The following is a 17,844-nucleotide window of genomic DNA, read 5'->3' as shown; positions in this document are numbered from 1 at the left end:
TTCGAATTTCTATGATGGGAGTTTTACTCTATTATTGTATGGGCGTTTGTGCAAATATGTGTCTGTTATTTTAAAAATAAAAGACGTACACTCAGTAGGAGTGCACGTCTGTATTTTGAGTTGACACATCATCTATTTGTATGAGTAATATAACATTTAAGAGCCTGTCCAGCTCTTGACTACAGCTAACGGTTTTTTGAGATGTCATTCCGTAACGTTTGGCTAAGTATTTCATTTTTTCTCGTTTTTTTTCAATTGCTTGCTCAAACATAGAATCGGCTCCGTCTCCTTATAGATTTTAAGAGTATCTTTAGTACATATTATACAAACTTTCCATAAAAAAGAAACACATTCGCTAAAAGAAGAAGGGATTCTACATATTTTGGCAAAAAAACATTTTAATTGCATAAAAAATAGAAAGAATATTGTAAATTTAAAAAATTTCCAGGAGGATTTTCATTAGTAGGTACGAATACAATTACAGTATGAGTTTGAAGATGGGGTGTGGAAATATGCGGTTTGTGACAGTAAAAGCAGATGAAAAAGTGTTTGTTGGTGTTGTAGATGAGACATCACAAACAGTGTTGCATGTAAGAGAAGCGCAGAGGAAAAAAGGAGAAAAAGTTACGATTCCCATTACAATGCTAGAGTGTATCGATCAGGGAGAATCCTTTATTACAAAAGTAATTGAGATTGTCGAATGGGCGAAAGAAAATTGCAAAGATGCTTATTATCCATTATCGGAAGTTAAGTTATTGGCTCCTATTCCAAGGCCAAGAAAAAATATTCTTTGTGTTGGGAAAAATTATCGTGAGCATGCAATCGAAATGGACGGAGCGGAAGCAGTTCCAGAAAATATCATTATTTTTACAAAGGCTCCAACAACCGTAATTGGTGATGGTGATAAAATTTATAGTCATCCGCATGCTACGAGTGAACTTGATTATGAAGGGGAGCTCGCCATTGTGATTGGAAAGCGTGGAAAGGAAATTTCGAAAGAAAAAGCTCTTAATCATGTGTTTGGTTATACGGTTATAAATGATGTTACAGCTCGGGATATCCAAAAGAAGCATAAGCAATTTTTTCTTGGGAAAAGCTTTGACACGTTTTGTCCAATGGGACCAGCTATTGTGCATCGCTCAATGATTGCTAATCCGAATGCGCTTCATATTGAAACGAAGGTGAACGGAGAAGTACGTCAATCTTCTACAACGGCAAACATGATGTTTTCAATTGAAGAAATTATATCAATTGTAAGTAAAGGAATGACGTTAGAGCCAGGGGATGTTATTGCGACTGGAACACCAGCAGGAGTTGGAAAGGGATTTAAACCACCTCGTTTTTTACATGCTGGTGATGAAGTTGTTATAACAGTTGAACATGTTGGAACGCTCCGTAATAATGTCAAATAATATACCGCGCTCTTCTTATTTCTGGATCATTCCTATTTTTTTCGCTTTGCATAATGCAGAAGAGTATTATTTTTTTCCAGAAATAAAGTATTTACAGCCCATTCAGATGGAAGGGAATGCATTACAACAGAAGCATTTTTTAATAGCATTACTTATATTAACTGTTTTTGTATGTTTGATTGTGTTTATACACAGTATGTTTTTGACGCAGATGACGTTATATGCTGTACTGTTCACACAGTCAATGATTTTTATGAATGGGATTATTCATCTTGTGGGGGCAATCTTGAAGAGAGGATATGTGCCTGGGCTTGGTACAGCTTTCTTTTTAATAATTCCTTTTTCATTGTTTTTGTTTTGGAGAGGAAAGATAATTGGTTGGTGGAAATGGAAGCATGTGTGGATATCATGTATCATCGGTATATTACTAATGTTTCCTGTTATAGCTGGTCTGTTGTATATAGTTAGGATCATTGCATAATAAAAGAAGGTTGTCTCCTAAGAGACAACCTTCTTCAGAGTGATGAAAAACCTAAATTTTTCAGAGAAAAAACAAAAAACATACAAAATATAGTTTTTGAACTCTTGTTTCGGATCTATATGCTGTAACAAAAAAGGGCTGTGGGGACTTTTCCCACAACCTTCTTTTTTATTAAGACAATACCGCTTTAATTTTTTCGAACGCCCATTGTAAATCGTCTTCAGAAATGACAAGAGGCGGAGCGATGCGGATTACATTTTCATGTGTTTCTTTACATAGTAAGCCAGATGCTTTTAATTTTTCACAGTAAGGACGTGCTGATTCATTTAATTCGATTCCGATAAACAATCCTCTTCCGCGTACGTCTGTGATCATTGGATTGTCAATTTCACGTAATTGATTTAACAGCTTTTCTCCTAATTGTAAAGAGCGCTCTGTTAAATTTTCTTCTAATAGTACGTCTAGAGAAGCAAGAGAAACCGCACAAGCTAGTGGGTTACCACCAAACGTAGAACCGTGAGAACCTGGCTCAAATACACCTAAAATTTCGCGGCTTGCAGCAACGCAAGAAATTGGGAACACACCGCCGCCTAATGCTTTTCCAAGGATATACATATCAGGAATAACATTGTCCCAATCGCATGCGAACAATTTTCCAGTACGGCCTAAGCCTGTCTGAATTTCATCTGCAACAAATAATACATTTTCTTCTTTACATACATTGTATGCTTCTTGTAAGTAACCTGCTGGTGGAATGTTAATACCAGCTTCGCCTTGGATTGGCTCTAAAATAAATGCAGCTGTATTTGGTGTGATAGCTCCTTTTAATGCTTCGATGTCGCCGTAAGGAATAACAACGATACCTGGAAGCATTGGCCCGAATCCGCGTTTATATTCTTCGTTGGACGACATAGATACTGCGCCCATTGTACGGCCATGGAAGTTATCAACACATACAATAATCTCTGCTTTGTTGTCTTCAACTTTTTTCACATCGTATGCCCAGCGTCTTGCTGTTTTGATAGCGGTTTCAACAGCTTCAGCACCTGTATTCATTGGTAGTACCATTTCTTTATTAGTTAATTTCGCTACTTTTTCATACCAAGGACCTAATTGATCACTGTGGAATGCACGTGATGTTAATGTTACGCGTTGTGCCTGGTCGATAAGCGCTTGAATAATTTTTGGATGACGATGACCTTGGTTTACAGCAGAATATGCACTAAGCATGTCCATATAACGGTTGCCTTCTGGGTCTTCTACCCAAACACCCTCTGCTTTCGCAATTACAATCGGTAGTGGATGATAGTTATTTGCTCCGTAAGTTTCTGTTAATTCGATAATGTCTTTTGTTTGAATCATGCTAGTTCCCCCTTTTGTTTTTACAAGAAGTTTGTAAATACTCTAAATATTATATCATTTAAACGTGAAAAAAGCTAAATGTTTCCTGAAAAGAAATAGACGTGGTATCATATAAAGTGAAAAAATGTGCAAAAGAGGAGGAGAGATTTATATGATACATATGCATATTACTGCATGGTCGCTCGGGATTATTTTGTTTTTTGTAACATATTCGATGTATAAGAGTGGAAAGCAAGCAAAAGCAATGCACATGGTGGTTCGTTTGCTGTATATTTTGATAATTGTATCAGGATTATTAATTTACAAAGACGTTCACTGGATGCCTATGTTATATGGGATCAAAATGCTCGGAGGTATTTGGGTAATTGCTGCGATGGAAATGATTCTTGTGAAAGCAAGCAAGCAGAAATTAACAAGAGCGTTTTGGATTCAATTTGTTATTGTGTTGTTAGTTGTGTTATATCTTGGTTTACGATTACCACTAGGGTTTTCACCATTTGCTTAATACAAAAATGAGGATGTTTTCAAAAGTAAGTATTTAATTACTTTTGAGACATCCTCGTTTTTATCCCGCATTAACGGGCAGTAAGACCCCTACCTCAAGATTGAGAGAAAAGCGAAGAAGACAGGTGGGGGATAACTGCCTGTAAAAGCCCGATTGGTTCAACTAACCTTCAGTGGAAACCCCTCACTGAAGGAAGTTTCACTTTATCCCGCATTAACGGATAGTAAGACCCCCACTGATGAAAGTTTCACTTTATTTTCAATTGTTAATATGCAATTCATCTCCATCTGCTTTTGTAATTTTAAATATATCCTTATTATGTGTAGAATAACGGACATAATGGTGATGAAGGGAACAAATCATTTCTTCATTATCCAATAAAAGAAAATTAACTCCTTCGCATGGCCGGTCTTTTGGTTGGAAGGATAGAGAATTATGAGAATATATACAGTCGTATAAAGAGTAGCCTAACGATTGTAATGTTTCGGTTACGAGTGAAAATGAGGAATCTGGAAGTTCTTCTATCCACTCATGATAGCTTGTCATTAACTTTTTTCGAATCCGAATTATTTCACCGTTTTGCAGCGGCTGATGTTCATCTGCTACTTGTAAAATATTACGCTCATAAAAACGAGCAGGTAACCAATTATTGTTATATAAAACTTCAAATCCATCTTCAATCATATCTTCAAGTAAAAAAGCTTCATCGCTTTCTTCATCGAAAAATATCCATTCCTCGTTTATATATTCAACATTTCCGATTGTATGAGCACGCGGTTGGTTATACAAAATATGTTTACGTTGTTTCATTCCTGTGCCCTCCTTTTTTATAGAAGTTTTTATTCTTGTTATAGACAGTTCGGTCTTTCTTTATAACTAAGGAACATAGAATTGAAATTGGGCATAAAATAAAAACAGACTGCGGATATGAGATGAGAAAGGGTGATTGCGATGTGTGGAATTACAGGGTGGGTTGATTATACAAAAGTATTATTGCAAGAAAAAGAAACAATAATGAGGATGGCAGAAACGCTCGCGAAGAGAGGCCCGGATGATACGAATGTTTGGCTTATGAATCATGTTGCTTTTGGGCATAAACGGTTAATTGTTGTTGACCCAGAAGGCGGAAAACAACCGATGACGCGGATGAAAAAAGAAGAACGCTATACAATTTCTTATAATGGAGAGTTATATAATACAGAAGATATTCGGAAAGAATTACGGAATAGAGGATACACGTTTCAAGGACATTCAGATACAGAAGTATTATTAACAGCCTATATAGAGTGGAAAGAGCAATGCGTTGAGCATTTAAATGGCATTTATGCATTTGCTGTATGGGATGAGGAAGAAGAAAAAATTTTTATTGCGCGCGATCGATTAGGAGTAAAACCATTATTTTACAAATGCGATGCAGGGAAATTGTTGTTTGGCTCAGAATTAAAAGCTATTTTAGCTCATCCAGATGTCAAGACGGAGGTTACGACAGAAGGGTTAGCGGAAGTACTTGGATTGGGGCCGTCCCGAACTCCTGGGCATGGTATATTTGCTGGAATTGAAGAATTGCGTCCGGGTCATGCACTTACGTTTTCAAAGGACGGTTTAAGAGTTTGGCGTTATTGGAATGTCGTGAGTGAAGAGCATACACATAGTTTTGAAGAAACGGTAGAACAAGTTCGTTTTCTATTGCAAGATGCGATTACAAGGCAGTTAGTATCAGATGTTCCGTTATGTACATTTTTATCAGGAGGCGTCGATTCTAGTGCGATTACTGCATTTGCAGCGATGGCGTATGAACGGGAAGAAAAAGGGAAGCTTCATACGTATTCGATTGATTATGAGGATAATGAAAAATATTTTAAATCGAATGCATTTCAGCCGAATTCAGACGCTCCGTTTATTACGTTAATGACAAATACATTTAATACCATTCATCATCGTTGTGTTATTTCTAACGAAAGTTTAGCGGAACATTTAACAGAAGCTGTTCTTGTCCGCGACTTGCCGGGAATGGCAGATATTGATTCCTCACTGCTTTGGTTTTGCCGGGAAATTAAACAAGATTTTGTCGTAAGTTTGTCAGGTGAATGTGCCGATGAAATTTTTGGAGGGTATCCGTGGTTTTACCGCGAAGATGACTTACAATCAAGTGCATTTCCATGGATGCGATCAACAGAAGCGCGTGAACAATTGTTAAAAAAAGAATGGCGTAAAAAACTAAAATTACAAGAGTATGTACAGTATCGTTATGAAGAATCAGTGCGCGAAACACCTGCGTTAGAAGGGGAGAGCGTACTTGATGTAAAAAGAAGACAATTATTTTATTTGAATATGATTTGGTTTATGACGACCCTTCTTGATCGAAAAGATCGGATGAGTATGGGCGCTAGCTTAGAAGTACGTGTGCCATTTGCTGATCATCGTCTTGTCGAATATGCGTGGAATATTCCGTGGGAAATGAAAATGTATAAAAACCGCGAAAAAGGTCTATTACGTAAGGCGCTAGAAGGTGTATTGCCAGATGACGTATTGTATAGAAAGAAAAGTCCATACCCGAAAACGCATAATCCGTATTATACGAAGGCAGTTACTTCATGGTTGCAAGAGTTATTAACGGATAAACAGTCCATTCTTCATGAATTATTTGATAACGAGCAGCTGCATGGGTTAATTGAATCAGGGGGCAGTGCATTTCAAACGCCATGGTTCGGGCAATTGATGACGGGGCCACAGCTGTTGGCGCATTTAGGGCAAATTCATGTTTGGTTTAAGGAGTACAACATAAATATTAAGGAATAAAACTGAGGGTCATAGCGTGTAAGCTATGACCCTCAGTTTTAATAAGTGTATATTGTAATCCGTTACTTCTGAATCGAATTACATGGAACAATATTCTTTTTATGCGCGATTAAAACGAATAGATTTCCAAACCCATTGGATGCACAGGCCGCAAAGTAAAAATAATACAAGAACAAGTGTAATAGTTGCCCCAGGCGGTGTCCCTAATTTATATGAAGAAGTGAGTCCTAAAAACATACTAATGACGCCTATTGCCATACTAAATAGAATAGCTACTTTAAATCCTTTTACCATACGCATCGCAATAGCTGCTGGTAATATCATAAGCGCTGATACAAGCAATGCACCTATAATAGGCATCATAACGGAAATGGTTAGACCTGTTAATACGCTAAAGGACAAGGATAGCCATTTTGTAGGTAGTCCGCTTGTAAAGGCTGTATCTTCATCGAACGTCAATACGTACAGAGGACGTTGAAACACTAGATAATAGATTCCCACCAAGATACAAACTACTACTAAGAAACGAAGCTGTTCTTTGCTAATCGTGATAATAGATCCAAACAGATATTGTTCTACACTAGTTGAAACACCGCCCTGATTTAAACTCATTAGGACGAGAGCAAAGGATAATCCCGCTGCCATAAGGATAGCTACGGATACTTCTGAATACGTACGATAGGTATTTCTCATATATTCAATTCCTAATGCACCAATAATAATAACGATAATCGTAACTAAATTAACATTGGAATGAAGTGTTAGACCAAGTGCTACCCCAGCTAACGAAATATGAGAAAGGGTATCAGCCATTAAAGACTGACGTCTTAAAATCAAAAACATTCCTAATATGGGAGCTATGAGGGCAATTAATCCGCCTGCCCAAAATGCTCGCTGCATGAACCCAAAGTGAAGCATCTCCATTGTGTGTTCTCCTTTCTTTCTAAATAAATGTTTCGATCTGCATACGGTTTTACATCATCCAAGTCATGTGTAACCATGATGACTGTTCGCCCATGTTCTGTGACATGATGTCTCATCAATTGATAAAAATGATTGCGGCTTTCAAAATCCATGCCGGTAGTGGGCTCATCTAAAACTAGAATGTCTGGTTCAGAAGCTAGGACACGAGCGATACAAATGCGTTGCTTTTGTCCTCCTGATAGCTCTCCAATCTTGCTATTACGAAATTTCCACATATCGACTCCAAGTAGTGCTTGCTTAACATGCTCGTGATCTTCTTTAGAAAGTGAACGAAACCATTTTCCACGAGGAAAACGACCAGATTGTACAAGCTCTAACACGGTACTTGGAAATCCTACATTAAAGGAAGAAACTTGTTGAGGGACGTAACCAATGATAAGTTTTTGTCCTTGTTCATTTTTTTTACTGATGTTTACGGTTCCTCTCCAGGGTTTTAATAAGCCTAACATAATTCGTAACAGAGTAGATTTTGCCGCTCCGTTCGGCCCAGTCAGTGTAACAAACTCACCGCTATTTATATCGAGAGAAATATCTTCTAAAATGGTTTCATTTCCATACTTAAATTGAACCTGATTCATAGATATGATTTTCATGAAATCCGCCTTTTCCTTTCTTTAGGTGTAAGTAGAAAAAGTGCGTTTTACATGATTGTAAAACGCACTACTATTGCTATTACATAATAGATTGTTTTAGTGCATCCAAGTTCTTTTTCATATAGCTAATATAGTCACTTCCCTTGGCTTGTTCTTCTTTTGTAATTCCTTCAATTGGACTTAATACAACTGTTTTTGCTCCCGTTTCATCCGCAAGGGTTTTTGCTATTTTTGGAGAAGTTACTTCCTCAAAATAAATGACCTTAATATTGTTGTCCTTTACATACTTTTGAAGTTCCGCTAATTTGGCTGGACTTGGTTCCTGATCAGGAGAAAGACCAGCAATTGGAATTTGAGTAAGACCATATTCTTTTGCTAAGTACCCAAATGCCGCATGTTGTGTCACGAATTCTTTATGTTTTGCATTACCAAGAGTTGTTCTAAATTGGTTATCTAAATCTTTTAGCTTTGCAGTAAATTGATCTGTGTTTTTTTCATAGTCTTGTTTATGAGTTGGATCTGCTTCTATAACTGCTTGCTTAATATTTTCTACTTCTTTTTGGGCTAACACCGGATCTAACCATACATGAGGATCCATCGGATGTCCTTGTTCCTTATTAGTATGCTTATCTTTTTCATCCTCAGCGGTTCCTTCCATAAGTGAAATACCCTTACTTGCATCTACCACTTTTATTTTTTTATTATCAAGGCTTTTTAATACTTTAGGTACCCATGTTTCCATGGAGTCACTGTTGTATACAAACACATCGGCATTTTCAATTTTAGCAATATCTTTTGGAGTGGGTTCAAAATCGTGTGGTTCTGTCCCGGCAGGAATTAACACATCTACTTTTCCATTGGATCCAACCACATTTTTTGTAAAGTCGTACATAGGGTAAAATGTTGTTACGACATTAAGAGACTTGTCTTGTTTTGTATTGCTTTTTGACTCATCTTGTTTAGAACAGCCCGCAATAGCGGCCGAAAGGGCCAAAGCAGTTACTAATGCACCATATTTCCATTTTTTCATGATGTATTCATTCTCCTTTTTACAAATACGAAACTTAATATAAATGATAGTAATTACGATTTACAAAAAGAATACTACCACTCCCGCAATTTTAGGGCAGTAAGACCCCCACCTCAAGCTTGAGAGAGAATCGAAGAAGATAGGTGGGGGCTCCTTTTTTCATCTTTTATCAATCCGAAAATTCACTTATTGTAAAGAAAACTGGGACATATAGGCATTTTGAATGTGAGTAATATCTCCATCTTTTAATGCCATATATCCTTTGCCTTTCACCATACCTGCTAGTAAAGATGTTAACCATTTTTTAAATTGTCCCCTAGATATTGGAGGAATATCCTGGATTGTAATAGTTTTAATTTCATTGTGATATATTACTTTTCATTTACTAAGCCTACTTTATTTAGTGCGACTACAGTGGCACCTGTAATTCGATTCTTAAGTACATTACGAACAGATTTAAATGAAAAAATACTCTGCTTGTATAAAACGAAATTGTTTCGATTTAGATTATAGCAAGTATATAGTCACAAGTACATACTATATACTGACGCTGTCTTATGAAAATATTGTACTAATTGTAAGGAAGAATTTTCGTATTGTAGGAAACAGCCTATCTGATGAGACAAGTAGGGCGAACCGACTAATGGATAAATGAAATATCTTTTGTGTCAGTTTTGATAGTGTATTAGACATATTGATTTTGATAATGAGATGTATAGGATATCCAGTTCATTTGTATAAAGAAAAAAGGAAAGCCGAAAGCCTTCCTTAGAGATAGTATATTGAACTAAACGGAATTGTCGAGAGATCAGTTGGATATATGACATGATGTATAACATGATGATATGCAACGTGATGGGGTATAACATGATGATGTACGACATGTGTAAAAAGAGGATCTGTTGCCATCGCTTGATGAATTGCATGAAGTGTCTGTTGTGCAGCGCCATATGTGACGGCGGCACCCACACCTGCGCCCACGCCTACTTGCCTTGCATTGTTAAAGAATGGATTTATCATAATAATTCATAGCGCTCCTTTATAGTAGTTGGATTCTTTTTACATGTTATGCCCTATATCTAGGGAAAGAGCGTATCTTTAAGCAAATTAGGTAGATTATCTATTAAGTAGTTTTATGAATCAACTTTAGATAATGAAGATTTTGTGAGTTGAAGAAGTATATAATGAAGAATTTAAAAAACATTGTTCAAAATCTAAATGGAGTAGGTCCCTTATAAATATAAAATACATTTATTTATTAATATTAAAAAATGTAAACTATTATATATTTTTTAATAATTTTAGAAAAAGGTGTATTAAAGGTTTATTTTTCATTCTAAGTCATATGAGTCAATTTTTTCTATCTAACTCTAATATAGAAGAAAGAGGATTTCGTTATATGAAATCCTCTTTTTATCCCGCATTAACGGGCAGTAAGCCCCCACCTCAAGCTTGAGAGAGAATCGAAGAAGATAGGTGGGGAATAACTGCCCGTAAAAGCCCTATTGGTTCAACTAACCATCCGTGGGGGACCACTGATGAAAGTTTCACTTTATAATTTCGTTTAAAGGCGACCTATTTAGGAGAATGGTTTAACTTTCCGTCTAAAATATCTCCAATAAGAGGAGTTTCGACTTGTTCATATGCTCTTTCTCCGTGAAGGGAAAGATCGAGCCCCATTTTCTCTTCATGTTCATGTGCGCGAACTGGCAGGAATAAACTAATCCCTTTAATAATTGCATACGTAGCTATGGCTGTGAATGCATAGGTTGCTCCAATTGCGAGCAGCTGTTTCCAAAGAAGTGCTGCATTTCCGTAAAATAATCCGTCTGCACCTGCACTGTTAACGGATTTTGTAGCGAATAGTCCTGTTGCAATGCCGCCCCAAGTTCCGCCAATACCGTGGCAACCGAAGGCATCAAGTGCATCGTCGTAACCGAGCTTATGTTTTAAGAAATAGACTGCCACAAAGCAAAGCGCACCGCCAATTGCACCTATAATAAGGGCTGATAATGGTGTCACAAAACCACAAGCTGGTGTGATTGCGACGAGACCAGAAATAGCTCCGCAAGCAGCACCTAGTACAGTTGGTTTTGTTTGGAAGAACCATTCCGCAAGCATCCATGTAAGCGCAGCAGCTGCAGCAGCTGTATTTGTATTAATAAAAGCTGTGAGTGCAACGTCATTTAATGTTAATGTGCTGCCGACGTTAAAGCCGAACCAACCAAACCATAATAATCCTGCTCCTAAGATTGTGAATGGTAAGTGATGGGGTGAAGAGTCGTGGGCATCTTTGCGTTTTCCGAGGAAAATGGCCAATACAAGACCTGCCACGCCGGATGTAATATGAACAACATTTCCTCCTGCAAAATCGAGTGCTCCGAGCTCTCGAAGCCATCCACCTAGCCCCCAAACCCAATGAGCAACGGGATCATATACAAGTGTCGTCCAAAGTAAGATGAAAATAAGAAAAGCGGAAAATCGCATTCTTTCTGCGAATGCACCAGAAATTAAAGCGGGAGTTAAAATTGCAAACATGAGTTGAAACATCATGAATAAGTTGTGTGGAATTGTAGCACTGTAGGCTTCATTTGGTGTGAAAGTAACATTTTGTAGGCCGAACCAATCGAAATTACCAATAAGTCCATTCCAATCCGGTCCGAATGCTAAAGAGTAACCGATAAAAATCCATTGAATGGACACGATGGCCATTGCACTATAACTGTGCATCGTTGTACTAAGTACGTTTTTACTGCGAACCATTCCTCCGTAAAACAAAGCAAGCCCAGGTGTCATAATCATCACCATCACAGTAGATAAAAAAAGAAATACTGTATCGTCCATATTCATCTTTTCCCCTCCTATAATGTTATAAAAATTAACATTGAAAGTTATATTTAGTATCATATTCAATAATTAAAAATAAATCAACAGATTTTTCAGGAAATTTAATTTGTTATGTAAGGAAATGTAACATGATAAATCTTTATCCCGCATTAATGGGCAGTAAGACCCCCGCCTCAATATTGAGAGAGAAGCGAAGAGGTTAGGTGGGGGATAACTGCTGGCATGCGCCCGATTGGTTCAACTAACCATCAGTGAGGGATGAAGAACCCCCCAATAATGGAAGTTTCACTTTAGGTAAGGAAAAATATTGATTTTGTGTAATCGAAATGCATGAGTATACGAGATAAAGATAAATTGTTATACTTTTCTTATAATTAGAAAAAAATTGGGGGAAGTAATGTGAAGAGGGATTTTGGAAAGTATTTTCTATGTTTCATGTGTTTATTATTTTTATTTCAATTACCGATTCATGTGTCAGCGAAGGAAACGAGGCAGTGGCAAGATGAAATTGTGTATTCTATTATGATCGATCGTTTTAATAATGGTGATTCTAAAAATGATAAAGGGATTGATACGAATAATTTAGAAGCATACCAAGGGGGGGATATACAAGGGATTATAAAACGACTTGATTATATAAAAGAGATGGGTTTTACTTCTATTTTGTTGTCACCGCCTACTGAAAGTAGTAGTTATGACGGTTATCATCCTACTGATTTAACAAAAATGAATGAACATTTTGGAACGATGAAGGACATGCAGCAACTTGTCCAAGAAGCACACAAGCGAGAGATGAAAGTTATGCTTGAATTTGTAGTGGATAATGAAGATGAAACGGGCACGATTGAAGGTGCTAAACAATGGATTAAGGAAACAGATATAGACGGTTACCATTTGATACATAATGAGAATGTCACGAGGTCATTTTTGGATGAAGTGATTGCAGCTGCGCAGAGTGTGAAACAAAATTTCTTTGTAATAGAGGATACGCAAAGTGGAGGAGGATTTAATCAGACTTATCAGCAGCGGATTACGGAGGTATTTGCAAAGCCGAATATTTCTGTAAAGTCATTGTATGATGTGACGAAAATGGACGGCGATCGTATGGAAGGGACGTTTGTAGATAATAGTCAAACGGAGCGTTTTGTTAGAATCGCAAAAGAAAATAAATATTATCCACCGGCCCGTTTGAAATTAGCACTTGCCTATTTATATACATCACCGGGTGTTCCGTTTATATACTACGGTACTGAAATTGCGCTAGATGGAGGGAAGACACCGGATAATCGTCGTTTAATGGATTTTAAAACGGATGAGAAGTTTGTGCAGTATATAGAGAGATTAGGAGAACTTCGAAAAACATTACCATCTCTTCGGTACGGAACGTTTGAACTATTGTATGATAAAGATGGCATGAGTATTATAAAACGCATGTATAAAGATGAAACAACGTTTATTGCTATTAATAATACAACAGAAACGCAAAAGGTAACGCTTGCTGCAAGTGAAGTTGGAGAAAATCGTGAGCTGCGTGGATTGTTAGAAGATGATATGGTACGAGAAGAGAACGGGGAATATTATCTTGTGATGAAAAGAGAAACGGCTAACGTATATGCGCTTGCAGAAAAAACGGGATGGAACTGGTCGTTTATTTTGGCGCTAGGTTGCGTTTATTTGTTGTTCATGATTTTTATTGTATTAGTGAAGAAACGAAAAAAATCCTCTTAATTATAGAGGATTTTTTCATGTACGGTTATCGATAGTTGATAAATTGAACATCGATTGATAAATCAGCACCGCGCACAGCTGTGATAACTGCTTGTAAGTCATCTCGGCTTTTACCTGTTACGCGAACTTGATCGTCTTGCACTTGTGTTTTTACTTTTAATTTTAAGTCTTTAATAATGTTATTGATTTTTTTAGCATTTTCTTTGTCAATGCCTTGTTGTAACTTTGCACGTTGACGAACTGTACCGCCAGAAGCACTTTCGACTTTTCCGTAATCTAAGTTTTTAATAGGAACTTCACGCTTAATTAATTTTGAAATAAGAACGTCTTTTACTTGATCAAGTTTATACTCATCATCAGAAGTTAAAACGATTTCTTCTTTTTCTAATTTAATATCACTTTTGCTTCCTTTAAAGTCATAACGATTTTGAATTTCTTTTAACGCGATGTTAATAGCGTTTGTTACTTCTGGAAATTCTACTTTTGAAACGATATCAAAAGAACTATCTTTTGCCATAGTAAGCACCTCCAAATTAAACTCCAACTCTTATTATAGTTAATTTTGGCGAGTTGGACAAATAAAGGAAAGAACGTGTATAATGAAACTTTGTTTGGAATGATAAAAAATAAAATGAAACGACTACCAGTGTGGGTGTTTTTTTCACTGATAGTCAGCCTTGTTAATTTAGTTTTTATGAACGGTTTTTACATCAAGAAACAATAAAGATATCACCCGTTAGAATGAAATAAATTTTATATATAGAAGGGAATTAAAAATATGAAGCTACAACCAGGAGCGATTGAGCAGGTAACGGTTTTACGTGAAACAGAAATTGGGTATATGGTCGGTTACGAAGAAGATGAAGTATTTTTACATAAAAATGAGGTAGCTGGAGAGATTGAAGAAGGCGACACGATTGATGTGTTTTTATATCATGATCACCAAGAACGAATTGCTGCAACAATGAAGACGCCGGTTATTACAACAAATGATTGGAACTGGGTTAAAGTTGTGGAAGTAAAACCTCGTCTAGGTGTGTTTGTTGATATTGGTGTTTCAAAAGATATATTAATTCCAGCTGATGAGTTTCCGATTTATACGCCGGTTTGGCCGGAAGAGGGCGATGAATTATACTGCACATTAAAATTAACGAATCGTGGTCGTCTTATTGCTCTTCCGGCAAGGGATTCAGATATGCAAGAAATCATCGTTGATGCAACGCCATCTATGCGCAATAAAAATGTAAACGGTCGTGTGTACCGTTCTTTGCAAGTAGGATCGTTTGTATTAACGGATGAACATTTCCGTGCCTTTTTGCACCACTCTGAGCGCAAAGAACAAGTGCGTATTGGAGAGCACGTAACAGGCCGTATTATTGAAGTGAAAGAAGATGGAACGATTAACATTTCTCTTCTTCCTCGTAAACAAGAAGGAATGGAAGATGATGCAGCGGTTATTTATGAGTATATGGAAAGTCGCGGCGGTGCAATGCCATTTTGGGATAAGAGTTATCCGGAAGATATTCAAGAGCGCTTTAATATGAGTAAAGCAGCCTTCAAACGTGCCCTTGGTAAATTGATGAAAGAAGAAAAGATTTATCAAGAAGAAGGTTGGACATATTTAAAAAAATAAAGTGAAACTTCCATCAGTGGAGGGGCTTCATCCCCACTGATGGAAAGCTCTCACCAATCGGGCTTTTACGGGCAGTTATCCCCCACTTATCTTCTTCGTTCTTCTTTGAATCTTGAGGTGGGGGTTTTACTGCCCGTTAATGCGGGATAATAAGGAAACAGCCGAACAAATGTAATTTGTTCGGCTGTTTTCATGATTGTAAAGCATGTGTAAATGTATCTTTTAATTCACTATCTTTTACTTTAATATTTGCTTTCTTTAATTCGTCTGTTAATACTTTTTGGCGCCACGTATTATCTTGAATACGTTCTTCTTCAATCGTTTTACGAATGGAATCTTTTACTTCATCGTATGGCTTTAATTCTTTTTTATCTGTTAATTTAATAATATGATAGCCCTTTGGTGATTTTACAGGTTCACTTATTTCACCGACATTTAATTTATAAGCAGCTTCTTCAAATTCGGGTACCATTTTTCCAGGGCCGAAGTAACCTAAATCTCCGCCGTTGTTTTTTGAAACCGTATCTTCGGAATATTTTTTTGCTAATTCCTCAAATGATGCTCCGCTGTTCAGTTGTCTTTTTATATTATTGGCCGTTTCTTCATCATTTACTAAAATCTGGCTAGCTCTAATGTCTGGTTTATACCGTGCTTTTATATCTTTTTCTGTCACTGTTTGTCTGACTGCTTTGTCGATGGCTAAGCTAGAACGAATTTGTTTTTTTAAGTCTTCTTCGTCTTTCATCCGATTACTTTCAAGAAATGTTTTGAAATTATCACCTGCTTGATCTTTCACTTTGTTAAATTCTTTATCAACTTCTTCATCGGATACTTTGTATTTTTTAATCATAATATCTTGTGCCATCATTTCATAGAGCATATCTTTTCCGAAACGTTCTTTTAATGCTTGATCAAATTCTCCTTTTGTTACCGTACCGGCAGTTGAAGTTGCAATTGGATCAGAACTATCTTTCGGTTCGCATGCAGATAACATTAATGTGCCGAGCGTCGCTGCAGCGATAAATAATTGTCTTCGTTTCATGTAAACACCTCATCAAAAAATCGTTATTACTATTGTAGAAAACGGAAGTGAACATGATGTGAATTTGAGGTGGTTTTTTGCATAAAAAAGTACATCAACGAAAATGTTGATGTACGAGGAGGAATTATCTAAATGAAACAGAGGGTTTAAGACTGAATTATAAGAACTAAATTAGTTCTGCTAACTGTCAGTAAGAAAATTGCCTACTGATGGAAGTTTCACTTTATTTCATAGATGATCAGTCTTTTTGGAGTAAGTACGTTTTCCTTGCTGTATATTTTTTTGCTGTTCTTCATTTTTTTGTGTGCGTTTGGCGTTGTTATCACGTGCTTTTTTGTCGTTGTCGCTTGTGTGAGGCATAGGATTCAACTCCCTTCATAACAGTTGTACGTTTATCATTTCCGTTTTCGTTAAGACTATGTATACAATGCAATTCATATAAAGGTGGGCTAGGAGATATGGACTTAAAGCTGAACTATAGTGAACTTGTGAAAAAGTTAGTCGTTGTTATCGTTGCTGGTTTGTTGAATGCAATTGGAATGAACTTATTTTTAACACCAGCGAAAGTGTATGCCAGCGGTTTCGCTGGATTGTCACAATTACTCTCGCAAGTGTTAGCGGATTTTATGTCAATTCATATTTCGACAGGATTTCTTTTTGCCTTATTCAATATTCCGGTTGTTATTTTGGCTTGGAAAAAAGTAGGGAAGTCATTTACTGTGTTTAGTTTTTTAAGCGTTGTATTTATGACGCTATTTTTAGAAATAGTGCCAGTAAAAGCAATCTCTAGCGATATCATTTTAAATGCTATTTTTGGAGGAATCATTTCTGCGTTGGGGGTAGGGATTGCTTTGAAGTGGGGAGCTTCAACTGGTGGTCTAGATATCATTGCGATGATTTTATCCAGAGTAAAAGATAAGCCGGTTGGAACGTATTTTTTCTTGTTTAATGCGCTCATTATTATAGCGGCCGGCTATTTATATGGCTGGGAAAAGGCGCTTTATACGTTAGTGACATTATATGTATCTTCACGTATTATTGATGCAATACATACGCGCCATGTGAAAATTACTGCATTTATTGTAACGAAAAATGGAGTGGAAGTGCGAAAGGCAATTCATGAACGATTGGTTCGAGGGATTACGACTGTTCCAGCGATAGGTGCGTTTACGAATGAAAATAAAGAAATGTTAATGATTGTTATTACTCGCTACGAGTTGTATGAGTTAGAAAGGGTTATAAAAAAAGTAGATCCAGGTGCATTCACAAACGTTATACAAACGGTTGGAGTGTTTGGATTGTTCCGTAAAGATGAATAAAAGAGGACCGTATGTGGTCCTCTTTTATTCATTCGTCTAGTCGGAGTGGCTTTGCTAAGCTTCATCCTGCTATTCGCGGGCAGTAAGATCCCCACTTATGGAAGTTTCA

The 17,844-nt window shown here is 36.9% G+C and carries 18 protein-coding genes; 7 read left to right on the top strand and 11 right to left on the bottom strand.

Translation table 11 applies throughout. The annotated features are described in order from the left end of the window. Positions 1-91: 91 nt before the first annotated feature. The gene (locus tag LRP84_RS10425) at positions 92-271 is read right to left on the bottom strand and encodes an aspartyl-phosphate phosphatase Spo0E family protein (RefSeq protein ID WP_230575015.1); all 180 of its coding nucleotides are present in this window, start codon (positions 269-271) and stop codon (positions 92-94) included. Between the two features lie 241 nt (positions 272-512). Here LRP84_RS10425 and LRP84_RS10420 point away from each other — a divergent pair, with 241 nt between their 5' ends. Then, on the top strand, positions 513-1,412 hold the full coding sequence (locus LRP84_RS10420; RefSeq protein WP_230575014.1) for a fumarylacetoacetate hydrolase family protein: 900 nt from the start codon (positions 513-515) through the stop codon (positions 1,410-1,412). Then, positions 1,402-1,893: an HXXEE domain-containing protein gene (locus tag LRP84_RS10415; protein ID WP_230575013.1), complete on the top strand. Its 492-nt coding sequence runs from the start codon at positions 1,402-1,404 to the stop codon at positions 1,891-1,893. Before LRP84_RS10420 ends, LRP84_RS10415 begins: the two co-directional genes overlap by 11 nt. 171 nt (positions 1,894-2,064) lie before the next feature. Here the strand turns inward: LRP84_RS10415 and LRP84_RS10410 are convergent, their stop codons facing one another. After that, entirely contained in the window at positions 2,065-3,255 is a 1,191-nt protein-coding gene (locus LRP84_RS10410; protein WP_230575012.1) for an ornithine--oxo-acid transaminase, read from the bottom strand. 151 nt (positions 3,256-3,406) lie between these two features. On the opposite strand from LRP84_RS10410, the gene LRP84_RS10405 reads away from it, so the two are divergent. Further along, on the top strand, positions 3,407-3,760 hold the full coding sequence (locus LRP84_RS10405; RefSeq protein WP_098306122.1) for a YisL family protein: 354 nt from the start codon (positions 3,407-3,409) through the stop codon (positions 3,758-3,760). A 258-nt stretch (positions 3,761-4,018) separates the two neighbouring features. Here the strand turns inward: LRP84_RS10405 and LRP84_RS10400 are convergent, their stop codons facing one another. Continuing rightward, positions 4,019-4,570 (bottom strand): DUF2777 domain-containing protein, encoded by a 552-nt coding sequence (locus LRP84_RS10400; protein WP_230575011.1) that lies wholly within the window; start codon positions 4,568-4,570, stop codon positions 4,019-4,021. Between the two features lie 141 nt (positions 4,571-4,711). Here LRP84_RS10400 and asnB point away from each other — a divergent pair, with 141 nt between their 5' ends. Continuing rightward, the gene (gene asnB / locus LRP84_RS10395; protein WP_230575010.1) at positions 4,712-6,559 is read left to right on the top strand and encodes an asparagine synthase (glutamine-hydrolyzing); all 1,848 of its coding nucleotides are present in this window, start codon (positions 4,712-4,714) and stop codon (positions 6,557-6,559) included. 99 nt (positions 6,560-6,658) lie between these two features. On the opposite strand, the gene LRP84_RS10390 is transcribed toward asnB, so the two are convergent. The 5 genes from LRP84_RS10390 to LRP84_RS10370 form a co-directional block, all read right to left on the bottom strand. Beyond that, on the bottom strand, positions 6,659-7,483 hold the full coding sequence (locus LRP84_RS10390; protein WP_230575009.1) for a metal ABC transporter permease: 825 nt from the start codon (positions 7,481-7,483) through the stop codon (positions 6,659-6,661). Next, on the bottom strand, positions 7,429-8,136 hold the full coding sequence (locus tag LRP84_RS10385) for a metal ABC transporter ATP-binding protein (RefSeq protein ID WP_230575008.1): 708 nt from the start codon (positions 8,134-8,136) through the stop codon (positions 7,429-7,431). Before LRP84_RS10385 ends, LRP84_RS10390 begins: the two co-directional genes overlap by 55 nt. Positions 8,137-8,215: 79 nt before the next feature. Next, entirely contained in the window at positions 8,216-9,166 is a 951-nt protein-coding gene (locus LRP84_RS10380) for a metal ABC transporter substrate-binding protein (protein WP_230575007.1), read from the bottom strand. Positions 9,167-9,934: 768 nt separating this feature from the next. After that, entirely contained in the window at positions 9,935-10,186 is a 252-nt protein-coding gene (locus LRP84_RS10375) for a DUF3947 family protein (protein ID WP_230575006.1), read from the bottom strand. Between the two features lie 555 nt (positions 10,187-10,741). After that, positions 10,742-12,016 (bottom strand): ammonium transporter, encoded by a 1,275-nt coding sequence (locus LRP84_RS10370; protein ID WP_230575005.1) that lies wholly within the window; start codon positions 12,014-12,016, stop codon positions 10,742-10,744. 432 nt (positions 12,017-12,448) lie between these two features. Between LRP84_RS10370 and LRP84_RS10365 the strand changes: the two genes are divergently transcribed. Then, positions 12,449-13,741, top strand: a complete 1,293-nt coding sequence (locus tag LRP84_RS10365) for an alpha-amylase family glycosyl hydrolase (RefSeq protein ID WP_230575077.1) — start codon at positions 12,449-12,451, stop codon at positions 13,739-13,741. 25 nt (positions 13,742-13,766) lie between these two features. Here the strand turns inward: LRP84_RS10365 and LRP84_RS10360 are convergent, their stop codons facing one another. Further along, positions 13,767-14,258, bottom strand: coding sequence for a YajQ family cyclic di-GMP-binding protein (locus LRP84_RS10360; RefSeq protein WP_098306142.1), 492 nt, complete (start codon positions 14,256-14,258; stop codon positions 13,767-13,769). Positions 14,259-14,519: 261 nt separating this feature from the next. Here LRP84_RS10360 and LRP84_RS10355 point away from each other — a divergent pair, with 261 nt between their 5' ends. Next, positions 14,520-15,374, top strand: coding sequence for a CvfB family protein (locus tag LRP84_RS10355; RefSeq protein WP_230575004.1), 855 nt, complete (start codon positions 14,520-14,522; stop codon positions 15,372-15,374). 190 nt (positions 15,375-15,564) lie between these two features. Here LRP84_RS10355 and prsA read toward each other — a convergent pair whose 3' ends face one another. After that, positions 15,565-16,416, bottom strand: coding sequence for a peptidylprolyl isomerase PrsA (prsA, locus tag LRP84_RS10350; RefSeq protein WP_230575003.1), 852 nt, complete (start codon positions 16,414-16,416; stop codon positions 15,565-15,567). 228 nt (positions 16,417-16,644) lie between these two features. Continuing rightward, positions 16,645-16,776, bottom strand: coding sequence for a DUF3941 domain-containing protein (locus LRP84_RS10345; RefSeq protein ID WP_230575002.1), 132 nt, complete (start codon positions 16,774-16,776; stop codon positions 16,645-16,647). A 98-nt stretch (positions 16,777-16,874) separates the two neighbouring features. Here LRP84_RS10345 and LRP84_RS10340 point away from each other — a divergent pair, with 98 nt between their 5' ends. Then, entirely contained in the window at positions 16,875-17,735 is an 861-nt protein-coding gene (locus LRP84_RS10340) for a YitT family protein (RefSeq protein WP_230575001.1), read from the top strand. Positions 17,736-17,844: the final 109 nt, after the last annotated feature.

This window comes from Bacillus rhizoplanae (genome assembly GCF_917563915.1).
Classification (GTDB): Bacteria; Bacillota; Bacilli; order Bacillales; family Bacillaceae_G; genus Bacillus_A; species Bacillus_A rhizoplanae.
Note: the sequence above shows the minus strand (reverse complement) of the source record. Positions and strands in the feature narration are given on the sequence as shown.